This is a genomic window from Roseovarius bejariae, from assembly GCF_009669325.1.
GTDB classification, from domain to species: domain Bacteria; phylum Pseudomonadota; class Alphaproteobacteria; order Rhodobacterales; family Rhodobacteraceae; genus Roseovarius; species Roseovarius bejariae.
The window spans coordinates 2,110,362-2,124,323 of sequence record NZ_SZWE01000001.1 but is presented as its reverse complement, the minus strand read 5'-3'; the positions used below and the strand labels follow the sequence as shown (position 1 = coordinate 2,124,323).

Below are 13,962 nucleotides of genomic sequence, written 5' to 3'. Positions count from 1 at the left end.
CTGCCGGGGGCCATCACGGCCCCCGGCACCCCCAACCGATTATTCATGCAAGCCCGCGCAAGAGGAGCCAGCGACATGACAGGGACAGGCAAAGTATTTCTGATCGGGGCCGGACCCGGTGCTGTCGATCTGATGACGCTGCGCGCGGTAAAGATGCTGAAAGAGGCCGACGCGGTGGTTTACGACCGCCTGGTTTCCTCCGAAATTCTTGACCTTGCCCCGGCGGCCGCGCAGATGGTGCCGGTGGGCAAGGCCCCGAAATGTCATACCGTTCCACAGGAACGGATCAACGAAATACTGGCCGAACTGGCCGAAAGCGGCCTGACCGTTGCGCGCCTGAAAGGGGGCGATCCGCTGATCTTCGGGCGCGGGTCGGAAGAGGCGGCCTATCTGATGGCCCGCGGCATTGACGTGGAATACGCGCCGGGGATCACCGCCGCGCAGGGCATGGCCGCCTGGACCGGCGTGCCGCTGACGCATCGCGGGCTGGCCACCGGGGTACGCTATGTCACCGGGCACCGGGCCAAGGACGCGCGGCTGGATCTGGATTGGAAAAGCCTTGCCAGTGAAGACACGACTCTGGTCGTTTACATGGGCGCGGCCAATATCGCCGAGATCGCCCTGCGCCTGATGGGCGAGGGCCTGCCCGGCACCTTGCCGGTTCTGGCGATATCGAATGCCACCACCCCGCGCGAGGCGCGGCTTGTGTCGCGGCTGGACCGTATCGGGCTGGACCTTGCCGAGGCCCCGATGCGCGCGCCGGTTCTGTTCGTCATCGGGCACGTGGTGTCGCTTTACCGTGACCACCCCCTGCCCGAGGTGGCCCCTGCCGCCGAGGCTGCGGTGATGGCCGGTGAATAGGCTGGCCCTCATACTGGCGCTGATCGCCCTGCCAGTATTGGCGCAAGAGCCTGACGCACGGGCCCTTGAGCGTCTGGTGCGCCAAGATTGCGGATCGTGCCACGGCCTGACCCTGAAGGGGGGCCTGGGGCCGGATATCCGCCCCGGGGCCCTGTCGCATTACACGCCCGAGGTTCTGGAAACCGTCATCCTCGACGGCATCCCCGGCACCCCGATGCCGCCCTGGCGCCCGCTTTTGAGCGAGGCCGAGGCGGGTTGGATCGCTGACTATCTTCTGAATGGAGACACGCCATGACCCTGACGCTCCGCCTGTTTGGGGGCGCTGCCCCCGACGTTGAAAATCGGGGATTTCCAACGCCTCCCCCGGGGTATTTTTGCCAAGAAAAAACCATCGGCCTGCGGCAGGCGGTCGTCCTGGCTGTGATGGCCTTGTTTGCCTTGGCTGCGCCGTTTGCCCATGCCCAGGCGACTGGCGATCTGGGGCTTGTGGTGGAACGCGCCAGTGGATCGCTTTTGGTGGTGGATCAATCCGACAGGGCGCGGATCGGGCGGATCGAGGGGCTGGGTGATCTGTCGCACGCCTCGCTGGTCTATTCGCCGGACGAACGCTTTGCCTATGTTTTTGGCCGCGATGGTGGGCTGACCAAGGTCGATATCATTGCGCAATCCATTGTCGGGCGCGTCATGCAGGCGGGCAATTCGATTGGCGGGGCGATTTCGGATGACGGAGAATACGTTGCCGTATCGAATTACGAACCGGGCGGTGTGCGTATTTTCGACAGTGAGACACTTGAGATGGTGGCCGACATTCCTTCCGGCGGCAAGACCATCGGCCTTGTCGACGTGCCGGGCACGCGGTTTGTCTTTTCGCTATGGGACAAGGGCGAGACATGGATTGCGGACATGTCGGGCGGGGAGGCGGAGGTTACCCGCATCGAAGGCATCGGAAGCAATCCCTATGACGCGCTGGTCACCGGCGACGGGCGGACCTATATCGCGGGGCTGTTCGGCGAGGACCACCTGACGGCGCTGGACCTTTGGCAGGACAGCCCCGCGCCGCGACAGATCCTTCCCGGATACGCCGAGGGGCGCGAGGGATTGCCGGTTTACAAGATGCCGCATCTGGAGGGCTGGGCGCTGGCCGGGCAGGATTTCGTTTTGCCGGCCATGGGCCAGCACGAGGTTCTGTGGGTTGATGCACGCAGCCTGAAAGAGACGGGACGCACCGCGACTTACGGGCAGCCGGTTTTTGCAATGGCCCGGCCGGACGGGCGGCATGTCTGGGTGAATTTCGCCCACCCGCGCAACGACACCATCCAGGTGATCGACAGCGTCACCAAGCAGGTGATCCATCAGTTCAGCCCCGGCCCCGGTGTGCTGCATATGGAGTTCACGCCGCGTGGTCACGAGGTCTGGCTTTCGGTGCGCGATGCCGGGAAGGTCATGGTCTATGACACGCAAACCTTCGAAAAGCTGCGCGAGATCGAGGCCGAGAGTCCCTCGGGTATCTTCTTTACGGCGCGCGCACATCGGACAGGGCTTTGACCCATGGACCGATTCACCGATCCGATTGACCGCGCGTTGCTGGATGATTGGCAGCGGGGATTTCCCATTACGCCGCGGCCCTTCCTGACCATCGCCGAGAGTCTTGGAACGCGGGAGCGGGACGTGATCGCGCGACTGCGGTCCAAGATCGAACACGGACAGATCACGCGGGTGGGCGCGACGGTGGCGCCGAATACGATTTCGGCCAGTACGCTGGCCGCGGTACGCGCGCCGCATCATCGCGTCGATGCGGTTGCCGAGGTCATCGGGGCGGAACCGGGGGTGAACCATTCCTACCTGCGCGAGCATGACTGGAACCTGTGGTTCGTGGTCACCGGCCCGGACCGCGCCCATGTGAACGAAGCGTTGGACCGGATCGGCCAAGGCTCTGGCTTGCAGGTGCTGGACCTGCCTTTGGTGCGGCCATTCAACCTTGATCTCGGGTTCGGGCTGCGCGGGGGGGAGCGGCGCGCGCCGGTGGCCGCTCCGCCGGATGCCAGCGTGATCGTCGGAGGGGATCGTGACATCGTTCAGGCATTGACGCGCGGCCTGCCCATGACCGAGCACCCCTATGCGGAGATCGCCAGCGCCCTTGAGCGCGACGAAACGGAGATAGTTGGGCGTATCCGTACCCTCGTGGAAGCGCGGGTGATCGCGCGTCTGGGTGTGATCGTGCGCCATCGTGCGCTTGGCTGGCGGGCAAACGCGATGGTGGTCTGGGATGTGCCGCAGGACGCCATACCCACCGCCGGGCCGGCCCTGGCCGCGCAACCGGGCGTGACCCTGTGTTACGAGCGCAGGCCTGTCCCGGGCGTCTGGCCCTATCGCCTGTATTCCATGTTTCACGCCCGTAGCCGGGCCGAAGCACTTGAACGACTAGAGGCCGCTGCGGACCTGCCGGAGTTGCGCGGCGTGTCGCATCGGGCGCTGTTTTCCAGCCGGTGTTTCAAGCAGGTCGGCGCGATGGTCGCCGAGGAAAAGGTGAAGGCATGACCATTGACGACATCGACAGGGCAATTCTGAACCGATTGCAAGAGGGTTTCCCGATCACCACCGCGCCCTTCGCGCAAGTCGCCAAGGAACTGGGATTGTCCGAGGCGGACCTGATCGAGCGGCTGGACCGGATGAAAACCGAGCGGATCATCACCCGCTTCGGCCCCTTTTACGACGCCGCCGAGATGGGCGGGGCCTTTTGCCTGTGCGCGATGGAGGTGCCGGAGGATGAATTCGAGGCCGTCCTGACAAAAGTCAATTCGTTCCCGGAGGTGGCGCATAATTATGAACGCAGTCACCGACTGAACATGTGGTTCGTTCTGGCCACTGAGACAGAGGAGAGCATCGAAGAGGTGGCTGCGTCCCTTGAGCGGGAAACGGGGCAGCGCGTGCTCCGTTTCCCCAAGCTCAGGGAGTTCTTTATCGGCTTCAGGGTAGCGGCATGACCATCGACAGCACGGACCGGGCAATTATCGCGGCGACACAGGCGGGGCTTCCGCTGATCGCACAGCCCTATGCGCAGGTCGCGCAGGAGCTTGGGCTGGACGAGCCGGAGGTTCTGAAACGGATGAATGCCATGCAGGACCGTGGCATCATTCGCCGTGTTGCCGTGGCCCCCAACCACTATGCCCTTGGCCTGACATCCAACGGGATGTCGGTTTGGGATGTCGAGGATGACTGTATCGGCGAACTTGGCGCGCAGGTGGGCGCGCTGAGTTTCGTCAGCCATTGCTATGAACGCCCGCGCGCTTTGCCCGACTGGCCCTACAACCTGTTTGCCATGATTCATGGCACGAGCCGCGACGAGGTCGAGGAGAAGCGCGGGCAGATTGCCGCGCTGCTGGGTGGGGCCTGCCGGGGCAGCGAGATCCTGTATTCCACACGCATTTTGAAAAAGACCGGGCTGCGGCTGCGGTTGAGGGAGAATTGAGATGTTCCGCCTTTCGGAATACATGCACCAGTTGGTCACTCCGACCCCTGTCCGCCAAAGGCGCGGCCATGGGCCGGTCAAGCCGGTGGTGATCTGGAACCTGACACGGCGCTGCAACCTGCGCTGCCGGCATTGTTACACGGTTTCGGCGGACGTGGATTTTCCCGGCGAGTTGAGCCACGAACAGGCGATGTCCACGCTGGATGACCTCGGGACTTTCGGCATTCCTGCCTTGATCCTGTCGGGGGGTGAACCGCTGGACCGATTCGATTTCTTCGACATCGCCAAAGCGGCGCGTCCCAAGGTGCGGATGCTGGCACTGTCGACAAACGGCACCAAGATTCACGGAGAGAACGCGGACCGCGTGGCCGAGATCGGGTTCGATTATGTCGGCATCTCGATCGACGGAATCGGCAAGACGAACGACTGGTTCCGCGGGGTCGACGGGGCCTTCAATGACGCGCTGCGCGGTGTGCGGGAATGCAAGAAACGCGGCATCAAGGTGGGCCTGCGGTTTACCCTGACGCGCGACAATGCCGGGCAGTTGCCTGACCTGTTGCAGCTTTGCGATGCGGAAGGCGTGGACAAGTTTTATCTTTCGCATCTGGTTTATGCGGGCCGGGGCGACAAGAACCGGGGCGAAGATGCGGTGCATGACCATACCCGCCGCGCACTGGAGCAGTTGATCGACCGGGCCTGGGTGGCGGCAGCGGAGGACATGCCGCTGGATATCGTGACGGGGAACAACGACGCCGACGCGGTGTACCTGATGCGGTGGGCCGAGCGCCACTTCGACGCCCCGCGGTTGGAAAACCTGCGGGCGCACCTGGAGGCCTGGGGCGGCAATTCCTCGGGGCTGGGGGTGGCCAATATCGACACGCTGGGCCGGGTGCATCCCGATACCTATTGGTCGGATTACACCGTCGGCAACGTCAAGACACAGGCCTTTTCCGAGTTGTGGACGGGCGGTGATGCGATGCTGGCGCAGTTGCGGCGTCGGCCCCGCCCCCTGAAAGGGCGCTGTGGGGCCTGTGCCTTCAAGGCGGTCTGCGGCGGCAACACGCGTATTCGCGCCCTGCAAGTCACAGGCGACCCTTGGGCCGAGGACCCGGCCTGTTACCTGAGCAACGAAGAGATCGGCGTCACGTCGGATGCCGACCGCCTGACCGTTACCCCTTTCCGAGGCAAGAAACATGATCCGGCCCATCGTTTTCAGTAGTGCGTTGATCCTGTCGGCACTGGCCGCACAGGCCGACCCGGCCCAGACCTATGGCGCAGAATGCGCGGCCTGCCATGGCGAGGACCGCCTTGGCGGGACCGGCCCGGCACTGATCCCACAGACCTTGAAGCGTATGCGGGGGCCGAACCTGATCTCCGTGATCACCCATGGCCGCGCGGCAACGCAGATGCCCGCCTTTGGCGAGATGCTTGACGAGGATCAGATCGCGGCACTGGCCGATTACCTCAAGACACCGTTGGACTCTGTGCCGGAGTGGCAGCCCGAACAGATCGAGCAGACCCGGTGGATCGACCCCGATTACACGCCAGCGGATACGCCGGTTTTCGACGCTGACCCGTTGAACATCACGCTGGTTGTGGAAACCGGCGATCATCATGTCAGCGTGTTGGACGGCGACAGTTTCGAGGTGCTGGACCGGTTCGAGACGCCCTTTGCCGTGCATGGTGGCCCGAAGTTCAGCCCCGAGGGCCGCTATGTTTTCATCATGTCGCGTGACGGCTGGGTGCAGAAATACGATATCTGGTCGCTGCAGCAGGTGGGCCGGGTGCGTGCGGGCCTGAACAGCCGCAACATCGCGATGAGCCATGACGGCAAGCATCTGGCGGTGGCCAATTACCTGCCGATGACGCTGACCATCCTGTCCACCGAGGACCTGAGCGTCGAGCGCGTCATGCCGGTGATCGGCAAGGACGGACGGAAAAGCCGGGTCTCGGCCGTTTACCAGGCCCCGCAGCGCCGCAGTTTCATTCTGGCGCTGAAGGACACGCCGGAAATCTGGGAAGTGGCCACGGACCCCGAGGCCGAGCCGATTTACGAGGGCTTCGTGCATTCCCGCGAGAAAGGCATGATCGAGGGTCTGCCCTCGTCCGAGGGGCTGTTTGCCCGGCGGCGGATCATGCTGCACCAGCCGCTGGACGATTTCTTTTTCACCGATGACTACCGGCACCTGATCGGGGCCGCGCGGGATACCGGACGCGGCGTGGTGGTGAACCTCAACGTAGGGCGCGAGATTGCCGAATTGCCCCTGCCCGGGATGCCGCATCTGGGGTCGGGTATCTCTTGGGAACGTGACGGCAAGCGGGTCATGGCCACCCCGCACCTGAAGGAAGGCATGCTGTCGATCATCGACACGCAGGACTGGACGGTAAACGAGACCATCGAAACCGACGGGCCGGGATTCTTCCTTAGAAGTCATGAGAACTCGCCCTATTTCTGGGCCGACGTGTTTTTCGGGCCGAACCGCGACCTCATGCATGTGATCGACAAGCAATCGCTGGAGATCGTGAAGACGCTGCGCCCGGTCCCCGGCGCCACTGTGGCGCATGTGGAATTCACCCGTGACGGGCGCCATGCGCTTGTCTCGGTCTGGGAGGATGACGGGGCGGTGCTGGTCTATGACGCCGAAACACTGGAGCTGGTCAAGCGCCTGCCAATGCGCAAACCATCGGGAAAGTACAATGTATTCAACAAGATCACCTTCTCGGAAGGCACAAGCCACTAAGGGCCGCGCAATCATCGTGAGCCACGGCCAACCCTCGGATCCCGCCCCGGCGGACCGGGCCCTTGCCGCCTTCGCGGCGCGCGTAGGGGCGCGCTTGCCCCACTGGCAGGTGACAAGCGCCACCCTGGCCGCGCCGGGCGCATTGGACCGGGCTTTCGCACAGACGGGCGAGGACGCGTTGATTTACCCGATGTTCATGACGAACGGGTGGTTCACCCGCGATGCCCTGCACCAAGCGATCGGGCCACGCCATGCCCATGTTCTGCCGCCCTTCGGGGCGGAGCAGGGCCTGCCCGATCTGGCCGCTGAATGGCTGCGCGACGTCTTGCGCAGGCAGGGATGGACGGCAAGCGACACGCGGCTGTTTGTGGCCGCGCATGGATCGGGACGCAGCAAACAGTCGGCGCAGGACACGCGGGCCTTCGCCAAGATGCTGGCGAGACAGCTGCCATTCGCCGACATCAGGATCGGCTTCGTCGAAGAGGAACCTTTCCTGTCCGACATGGCCTTTGATCTGGGCAGGCAATCGGTCTGCCTGCCTTTTTTCGCGGCCGAGGGCGGTCATGTGCTGGAGGATGTACATGAAGCCTTGGAGCTGGCGCAGTTCGAGGGTGTTCGCCTGCCGCCTATCGGCTGTGCCGAGGCAGCCCCGGCGCTTGTGGCAAGAACGATCGAAGGGGCGGAGGTTCCCGCATGATCCGGCTATCCCCCGTTCCCATACGGCTTTACCTGCTGCTTTATCCCTTCACCGCGCTGGCGGTGGCGATCAACCTGTTCATGCTGGCGTTGATGTGGCAGGCGGTGGGCCTGCCCGCCCTGTCGCCGGTGACCGCGTTGATCCTGTGCATCCCGCTGGGGGTGCCCGCCAACTGGGCGGTGACACGATGGGTAAAGGGACTGATCGACGAGGCCGAGGAGCGAACGTGAGACGGCCGCCCGGCCCGAAGGCCGGGCGACGGAAAATCCCGGATTACTCGAAGGTGCCGAGATAGGCGATCACATCGGCAATATCGTCATCCTTGCGCAGGCCCGCGAAGGACATCTTGTTGCCCGGAATATAATCGCGTGGATTGGCGAGATAGGCGGCAAGTGCTTCGTCATCCCAGACCATCCCTTCGGCGGCCTTTTCCTCGAACGCCTTGGAATAGCGGAAGTCCTCGGCCTGACCGACCTTAGCCCCGACGATCCCGTTCAATGCGGGGCCCACCCGGTTCTTGGCGCCCTCGCCGACCTGATGGCAGGCCTTGCATTTACGGAAGACTTTTTCGCCGGCTTCGGGGTCGCCCTCGGCCAGGGCCGGGGTGGCCAATGCGGCCAAAAGCGTTGCTGCCGCGATGTGTTTCGTAATCATGTCGTTTCTCCTTTTTTTGTTAAAGTTTGGGTGATGATATCATGCCAGCCATTCGATAGCCGCGCCCTCGAAGCGGGACACGAGGCCATGGGCGTGTACTTGCGGCATCAGGCAGCATGCGGTCGACAACCCATCCGCCAGAACCGCGCGCGGTGCGGAAACCGAGACCAGAGATTGCGAGGCCGAGCCACCGCGCGGATCAAGGATATGCGCCGCGCCTGTTCCGATGCGCGGTTCTGAGGTGGCCAGTGCGCGGTTCGAAAGCTCCAGTCGCCGCAAGATCCGGCCATCGGAAACCGCGATGCCAGCGTGCCAAGCGTCACCCTGCGCACGGCGACCGCGCGCGGCAATTTCGCCGGTATTGACCAAGACATCGGAAAATCCACGGGCGGCGAGCCATCCAGCGATGTGATCGGTAATCTTGCCCTGCGCGATTCCATTGAGGGTCATTGCCATTCCGGGCCGTTTAAATGAAACCGTCCCGTCCGAAACCTGCACGCCGGACCAGCCCACGAGCGCCCGCGCCCTGGCGGTATCCTCGCCACGTGCCATGGCCTGCCAAAGCGGCTGAATCGTCGGATCGAAGACGCCGCCGCTGGCATGATGGATCGCCTCGCAGTGGCCGAGCACGGACAGGAATTCGGGCGGTGCCTGATCAAGCCGCCCGGTGCGGTTCAGCCGCGCCAGCGCACTGTCGGGTCGGTACAGGCTGAATATACCTTCGAGACGATCGAGTTCTTTTGCGAGGCGGGCCAGCAGGGGGCGGGCCTCGATCTGCGAGATCCCCGCCAGAGCAATCGAGGCATCAGCCCCGAGGGCACGGCCACGCCAATGCGCCACCGGCGCGGCCTGCGCCCCCATGGGGACGGCCAGAGCAGCGGCACTGATGGCCAGAAACCGGCGGCGGGTTTGTGTCATGGTTCGGGCCTCCCAGTGGGCCGGAACGCATTGCACGCCCAGCCCCTCATTCCGAGGCTAAAGGTGGGCTGGATGGGGGGTATTTGACTTTTATCAAAACCGTCTGCTCCCGCCGCCCCGGTCATGACAGATGCACCAGGGAGACGCCGGAAAATCCGGAAAGGGCGGCGTCGATGGTTCCACGGTCCTCCATCAGGCAGATTGCCGTACTCAGCCCATCAGCCACGGCGGCGCTTGGGCCTGTCACGCTGACAAGACGCCAAGGGGCTTGGGTGGGCCGGCCCGTGACCGGATCGAGGATATGGCCCGGTTCCCCCGCAAGGCCGAACCGCGTTCCGGAGGGGGCAGAGGTGGCCATGGAGGTATCGCGCAGGTCTGCGCGGCCAGCCGTGCCGCCATCGACAGCCTTGAGCGTGACAGGCCAATCGCCGCCATCGGGATGCCCGCCCAGCGCGCGCAACTCTCCGGTGTCGATCATCACGTCGGTCAGCCCCTGACGGGCCAGCAGCGCCGCGATCCGGTCGGCGATATAGCCCTGCGCGATGCCGTTCAACGTGATCGTCATGCCGGGGCGTGCAAAACGGATCGTCTGACTGTCGAATGCAACCCCCTGCCAACCAACCAGCGCGCGGGCCTGTTCAATTGCGCCGGTGTCGGTTTCGCCGCTGGCACTGCTCTGTGCGTATGCCGCCCATAGCGGTTGAATGGTCGGGTCGAACCGCCCGCCGCTCGCGTCATGGACACGCCCGGACAAGCCAAGGCATTCCAACAACTCAAAAGGTGGCGCGGCCAACCGGCCCTCGCGGTTCAAACGGCTTAGGGCCGAGTCAGGTTTGTACAGGCTGAAGATGCCTTCGAGGCGGCGCAATTCGGCGAAGACAGTTTGCGCGATGACTTCAGCCTTGGGGTGGGCAAGGCTGAGCGTCATCCGGGCGCCAAGCGCATTGGTCCGCCATTGGGTGAGTTCGGCGGCGGCAGAGGCCCGCGTGCCCAAGGCCCCGGCACAGGCGGCAATCGTCAGGAAGCGGCGGCGGGTGAAAGTCTGCATCTCAGTTCATCCTTTCCTTCGACAGCGCCCGCAGGCGCGTGGCGAAATCATCGTCTTCGGTGTCCGCCACCTGTGGTTGCTGCACCGGGGCCAGAACGGCGGCGTCGGGGATATCATCCAGCGCAACAACGCGCCCGCCATTGAGATCAACAAAAGCCTCGGCGGATTGGGTATGGGCGAACGGCACGACCTCGGGCGCGCCCATGCCGCCCTCGCGCCCGGACCCCAGCACATAAACCGCGCCTTCCGCCGCGATCCAGTTGTCACGACCCGGCGACTGCCAGCTTGGCGCGCGGCCCATGTCGCTGACGTAAATGGCGGTTATCGCGTGGCTTTGTTCGGGCATCCGCAAATAGGCGATGGCATCGCGAACCTGGCTGAAGAAAAGCGGCGCGCCCGGCAGGCCATCAAGGTGCACCTGCGCTTTGGGGCCGGGGTGTTCCAGCATGTTCATCTGGCAGAAATGGCCCAGGGCCGTCGCCGTCATCGTCACGGCCTGGGGCTTTTCTGCGGTTTCTTCCTGACAAGCGGCCAAGGCAAAAAGGCAGATGAAAGCGAGACTGTGTTTCATGGCGTGACCTTTCGAAAGATCGCGACCGCGCCGCCAAGCGCGAGCAGCGGCCACAGGACCATCGAGACAAGCGCATGCATCGGCGGAATCGCGTTGGCGGCGCCCGCGATACCGGCGGCGGCGGCCGTGGCGTCGGAGGCGGCAAGGTTGAACAGGCGGAAGGCATCGGCGGGATTGGCGACCAGAAGCCACGGGAACACCTTCGTTGTGAACCATCCGCCGCCATCCGAAACGACAGCGGCCAGCAGGCCCAGATCGTAAAGCACGACCATCACCAGCCACAGCCCGATGGCAAGGCCCGCCGCGCCAGAGGGCCTGCGGGACATCGCCGAGAGCGCATACCCGAGGCACAGGAAGGCTGCCCCCAACAGGACCGAGGACCAGACCAGACGCCACAAGGCGGGCAAGCCCTGTGCCGCGTCCGTTTCGACGATAACGGCGGCCAATGCCGCGCTTCCATAACCTGCTCCGACGGCCAGTGTCAGCACGGCAAGATGCGCCAGAAGCTTGCTGAACAACAGCTCGGCCCGTGAAATGGGATAGGTCAGGACAAGGGGAAGCGTCCCCCGTTCGACCTCCCCCGCGACGCCATCGAAGGACATCAGGAGCGCCACGAGTGGCACGAGGTAGACCGACAGGGACGTCAGGCTGGCCACGACCACCGAGAGACTGTCGGCGCCCAGCGCGCCCGTAGGCGCGGAGCCTGCCGCAGAGAGAACTAGGGAAAAGATCACCATCATGGCGATTGCGATCGTGACCCACCTGTTGCGAAGGGCAATGAGGAATTCGGTCGAGACCGTTGCCAGTATCCGGGTCATTGTCCGTCCCTCCGGCTGAAATGGCTGTAGATGTCTTCAAGGCTGGGCGGGGTCACCTCGATATCCCGGACCATCCCCCCCAGTCCGGCGATGCGGGACAGGGTCGAAAGCTTTTCGTCCTGCGCGCAACTCAGATGCAGGCCGGTGCCGTTCATGCGGCCTTGTGGCAGGGCCTCGGCGAGGCAGTCCCGCTGCCCTTCGCTGGGGGTGACATGGAGCTTGATCGGCAGGGCCGCCTGACGGCGCAGGTCACTTAGCGTTCCCTGTGTGACAAGCCGTCCTTGCGACAAGATCACCAGACGGTCGGTCCGTGCCTCGACCTCGGTCAGGGCGTGGCTGGACAGAAGAACGGAGGCACCATCGGCGGCCAGATCGTCGAGCAGCGCATAGAAATCACGCCGCGACACGGGATCAAGGCCGCTGGTCGGTTCGTCCAGCACCAGAAGCCGGGGTTTGCCAATCAGCGCCTGCGCCAGCCCGATGCGCTGCCGCATCCCCTTGGAATAGGTGCCGATCCGGCGCTTGCCCGCATCGGCAAGGCCCACACGATCCAGAAGATCGCCAGCCAGTCGCGCGGGTTGCCCGCGCAGGCGCAGGTAGTGGCGAATCTGCTCCAATCCGGTCAGTGCCGAATGAAAGGCCGCATTTTCCGGCAGGTAGGCAACACCTGCGCGGGCCACAGGTGACCCGGGCTTTGCCCCCAAAACACGCACCTCGCCACCATTGAAGGAGATGAGGCCAAGGATGATCTTCATCATCGTGGATTTGCCTGCCCCATTGTGGCCAAGCAAGGCAACGCGTTCGCCCGGGTCCACATTGAGCGAAACGTCATGCAGAACCTGCGTGTTCCGATAGCTCTTAGTGAGCTGCGAGAGGATCAAACTTTGTGTCATCTGCATTTCCATTGCGCCACTTTCCGGCGCGTTTCGCGGCCAGGTCGGCCATGTCCTTGGGGATGTCGATCTGCACGGGGTCCATCAGGGGGTGGCTGTCCAGAACGCCACCCGGCAGGGTGGCGGGGAAGCTGGATTGCGACCAGCGAATGAGTTGCACCGCCGGGGCACCCACCAGAAGGGCGGCGGCCGGTTGCGACCACAGGATATGATCCATCAGGTCATTGGGTCGAAAGGGGCTATCGGCAATGCCGTTTCCATCCAGATCAAAGGCCGCGTGATCGGACCAGTAGTTGCCGATGCCGTCATAACTCCATTCGACATCCGTGGTGCCGACGTATTTGACCTGCGTTCGGTTGCCCAGAAAGGCGTTTCCGGTCAAGGCATTGCGCTCGGACCCGGCGGTGAAGTGGATGCCGATATCGCAGCCTTCAAAGCGGTTGCCGACGATCAGATTGCGGTGTGCGTTGTAGATGAATGTACACTTCCCCGCCCCGCGCACGAGGTTACCGCGCAAGTCCGAACTGTTGGCGTAGTTCAGCATCAGGCCATGATCGCGATCGTTCAGCGACAGGTTGTCGAGAACCTTGACCCGGTCGGAAAACATCAGCGCATAGCCAAGGTGATTGCCGATCGAAATATTGCCCGACACTTCGCTGTCGTTGGCGTACATGTAATGGACGGCAAAGCGCAGATCGCGAAACAGGTTGTCGCGAAACACGTTGCGGCGTGAGGTGTTCACGAAAATCCCGTCCCGGCCAAAGCGGATGTCGTTGCCCACCACCTGCGCGCCGGGGGCATTCCAGACGTAAACGCCGTTACCTCGTTCGTTCATGCGCCGGTCCTGTCGACCAACGATGGTGTTGCCGCGCACGATGCTGTCGTCGGCACCGTGGATGTCGACACCATAAAGGTTCCCGGTGATCTCGTTATTCTCGACCACGGCGCGCCGCGCCGTCTTGGTCAGTTGCACGCCCGAGTCGATGGTTTGATGATCGCTGCCCGAGCCGGTGAGGGTCAGGCCGCGCACGGTGATGTCATCCCCCGTCACGGTAATGACCGAGCCCTGCCCGCCCCCGTCGATAGTGGCCTTGCCCTGCCCGTCGAGAGTGAGGGACTGAGAGAGGGTCACCGGGCCGTCGTGACGCCCCGGTGCAAGGATGAGCACATCGCCGGGGGCGGCCCCGGCGATGGCGGTTTGCAAGGCTCCGCCCCGCGCGGGCACAGGCACGTCAGCCGCATGGGCGGCAGACGCGATCAGCGTGACCAGCATGAGAAGGCGGAGCAGCATG

At 63.9% G+C, this 13,962-nt stretch carries 17 protein-coding genes; 10 read left to right on the top strand and 7 right to left on the bottom strand.

All coding sequences use genetic code 11. The features are described 5' to 3' along the window. Window positions 1-75 precede the first annotated feature (75 nt). The 10 genes from cobA to FDP25_RS10115 all read left to right on the top strand — a co-directional run bounded on the left by cobA (window position 76) and on the right by FDP25_RS10115 (window position 7,998). Window positions 76-861: a uroporphyrinogen-III C-methyltransferase gene (gene cobA, locus FDP25_RS10160; RefSeq protein WP_154151334.1), complete on the top strand. Its 786-nt coding sequence runs from the start codon at window positions 76-78 to the stop codon at window positions 859-861. Beyond that, window positions 854-1,156, top strand: coding sequence for a c-type cytochrome (locus FDP25_RS10155; protein ID WP_425500510.1), 303 nt, complete (start codon window positions 854-856; stop codon window positions 1,154-1,156). The genes cobA and FDP25_RS10155 overlap by 8 nt, the downstream gene beginning before the upstream one ends. 128 nt (window positions 1,157-1,284) lie before the next feature. Continuing rightward, window positions 1,285-2,406: a cytochrome D1 domain-containing protein gene (locus FDP25_RS10150; protein ID WP_154151332.1), complete on the top strand. Its 1,122-nt coding sequence runs from the start codon at window positions 1,285-1,287 to the stop codon at window positions 2,404-2,406. Between the two features lie 3 nt (window positions 2,407-2,409). Continuing rightward, entirely contained in the window at window positions 2,410-3,399 is a 990-nt protein-coding gene (gene ahbB, locus FDP25_RS10145) for a siroheme decarboxylase subunit beta (protein WP_154151330.1), read from the top strand. Continuing rightward, complete coding sequence (locus tag FDP25_RS10140) at window positions 3,396-3,845, top strand: Lrp/AsnC family transcriptional regulator (RefSeq protein ID WP_154151328.1); 450 nt, start codon at window positions 3,396-3,398, stop codon at window positions 3,843-3,845. Before ahbB (FDP25_RS10145) ends, FDP25_RS10140 begins: the two co-directional genes overlap by 4 nt. Continuing rightward, window positions 3,842-4,330 carry a siroheme decarboxylase subunit beta gene (gene ahbB / locus FDP25_RS10135; RefSeq protein WP_154151326.1) on the top strand — a complete coding sequence of 163 codons (489 nt, stop codon included), beginning with the start codon at window positions 3,842-3,844 and terminating at the stop codon, window positions 4,328-4,330. Before FDP25_RS10140 ends, ahbB (FDP25_RS10135) begins: the two co-directional genes overlap by 4 nt. A gap of 1 nt (window position 4,331) precedes the next feature. Then, window positions 4,332-5,549 (top strand): heme d1 biosynthesis radical SAM protein NirJ, encoded by a 1,218-nt coding sequence (nirJ, locus tag FDP25_RS10130; RefSeq protein WP_154151324.1) that lies wholly within the window; start codon window positions 4,332-4,334, stop codon window positions 5,547-5,549. Next, the gene (locus tag FDP25_RS10125) at window positions 5,524-7,071 is read left to right on the top strand and encodes a nitrite reductase (RefSeq protein WP_154151322.1); all 1,548 of its coding nucleotides are present in this window, start codon (window positions 5,524-5,526) and stop codon (window positions 7,069-7,071) included. Before nirJ ends, FDP25_RS10125 begins: the two co-directional genes overlap by 26 nt. Window positions 7,072-7,087: 16 nt before the next feature. Next, window positions 7,088-7,768 (top strand): CbiX/SirB N-terminal domain-containing protein, encoded by a 681-nt coding sequence (locus FDP25_RS10120; RefSeq protein ID WP_343032017.1) that lies wholly within the window; start codon window positions 7,088-7,090, stop codon window positions 7,766-7,768. Beyond that, window positions 7,765-7,998, top strand: coding sequence for a hypothetical protein (locus FDP25_RS10115; RefSeq protein ID WP_154151318.1), 234 nt, complete (start codon window positions 7,765-7,767; stop codon window positions 7,996-7,998). The genes FDP25_RS10120 and FDP25_RS10115 overlap by 4 nt, the downstream gene beginning before the upstream one ends. Before the next feature lie 43 nt (window positions 7,999-8,041). Here the strand turns inward: FDP25_RS10115 and FDP25_RS10110 are convergent, their stop codons facing one another. The 7 genes from FDP25_RS10110 to FDP25_RS10080 form a co-directional block, all read right to left on the bottom strand. Beyond that, window positions 8,042-8,422: a c-type cytochrome gene (locus FDP25_RS10110; protein ID WP_154151316.1), complete on the bottom strand. Its 381-nt coding sequence runs from the start codon at window positions 8,420-8,422 to the stop codon at window positions 8,042-8,044. 39 nt (window positions 8,423-8,461) lie between these two features. Then, complete coding sequence (locus FDP25_RS10105) at window positions 8,462-9,340, bottom strand: FAD:protein FMN transferase (protein WP_154151314.1); 879 nt, start codon at window positions 9,338-9,340, stop codon at window positions 8,462-8,464. Window positions 9,341-9,461: 121 nt separating this feature from the next. Beyond that, a complete protein-coding gene (locus FDP25_RS10100) occupies window positions 9,462-10,388 on the bottom strand; it encodes an FAD:protein FMN transferase (RefSeq protein WP_154151312.1) in 927 nt (308 codons plus the stop codon). Between the two features lies 1 nt (window position 10,389). Next, the gene (locus tag FDP25_RS10095; protein ID WP_154151310.1) at window positions 10,390-10,959 is read right to left on the bottom strand and encodes a nitrous oxide reductase accessory protein NosL; all 570 of its coding nucleotides are present in this window, start codon (window positions 10,957-10,959) and stop codon (window positions 10,390-10,392) included. Beyond that, window positions 10,956-11,777, bottom strand: a complete 822-nt coding sequence (locus FDP25_RS10090) for an ABC transporter permease (protein WP_154151308.1) — start codon at window positions 11,775-11,777, stop codon at window positions 10,956-10,958. The genes FDP25_RS10095 and FDP25_RS10090 overlap by 4 nt, the downstream gene beginning before the upstream one ends. Beyond that, window positions 11,774-12,670 (bottom strand): ABC transporter ATP-binding protein, encoded by an 897-nt coding sequence (locus FDP25_RS10085; RefSeq protein WP_154151306.1) that lies wholly within the window; start codon window positions 12,668-12,670, stop codon window positions 11,774-11,776. The genes FDP25_RS10090 and FDP25_RS10085 overlap by 4 nt, the downstream gene beginning before the upstream one ends. Beyond that, complete coding sequence (locus tag FDP25_RS10080) at window positions 12,636-13,961, bottom strand: nitrous oxide reductase family maturation protein NosD (protein ID WP_172982784.1); 1,326 nt, start codon at window positions 13,959-13,961, stop codon at window positions 12,636-12,638. The genes FDP25_RS10085 and FDP25_RS10080 overlap by 35 nt, the downstream gene beginning before the upstream one ends. Window position 13,962: the final 1 nt, after the last annotated feature.

Coding starts and splice junctions, on each gene's coding strand:
- FDP25_RS10150 (WP_154151332.1), top strand. CDS start 1,285: ATGGCCTTGTTTGCCTTGGCTGCGCCGTTTGCCCATGCCCAGGCGACT.
- FDP25_RS10100 (WP_154151312.1), bottom strand. CDS start 10,388: ATGCAGACTTTCACCCGCCGCCGCTTCCTGACGATTGCCGCCTGTGCC.
- nirJ (WP_154151324.1), top strand. CDS start 4,332: ATGTTCCGCCTTTCGGAATACATGCACCAGTTGGTCACTCCGACCCCT.
- FDP25_RS10115 (WP_154151318.1), top strand. CDS start 7,765: ATGATCCGGCTATCCCCCGTTCCCATACGGCTTTACCTGCTGCTTTAT.
- FDP25_RS10090 (WP_154151308.1), bottom strand. CDS start 11,777: ATGACCCGGATACTGGCAACGGTCTCGACCGAATTCCTCATTGCCCTT.
- FDP25_RS10110 (WP_154151316.1), bottom strand. CDS start 8,422: ATGATTACGAAACACATCGCGGCAGCAACGCTTTTGGCCGCATTGGCC.
- FDP25_RS10080 (WP_172982784.1), bottom strand. CDS start 13,961: ATGCTGCTCCGCCTTCTCATGCTGGTCACGCTGATCGCGTCTGCCGCC.
- FDP25_RS10095 (WP_154151310.1), bottom strand. CDS start 10,959: ATGAAACACAGTCTCGCTTTCATCTGCCTTTTTGCCTTGGCCGCTTGT.
- FDP25_RS10140 (WP_154151328.1), top strand. CDS start 3,396: ATGACCATTGACGACATCGACAGGGCAATTCTGAACCGATTGCAAGAG.
- ahbB (WP_154151326.1), top strand. CDS start 3,842: ATGACCATCGACAGCACGGACCGGGCAATTATCGCGGCGACACAGGCG.
- cobA (WP_154151334.1), top strand. CDS start 76: ATGACAGGGACAGGCAAAGTATTTCTGATCGGGGCCGGACCCGGTGCT.
- FDP25_RS10125 (WP_154151322.1), top strand. CDS start 5,524: ATGATCCGGCCCATCGTTTTCAGTAGTGCGTTGATCCTGTCGGCACTG.
- ahbB (WP_154151330.1), top strand. CDS start 2,410: ATGGACCGATTCACCGATCCGATTGACCGCGCGTTGCTGGATGATTGG.
- FDP25_RS10085 (WP_154151306.1), bottom strand. CDS start 12,670: ATGACACAAAGTTTGATCCTCTCGCAGCTCACTAAGAGCTATCGGAAC.
- FDP25_RS10105 (WP_154151314.1), bottom strand. CDS start 9,340: ATGACACAAACCCGCCGCCGGTTTCTGGCCATCAGTGCCGCTGCTCTG.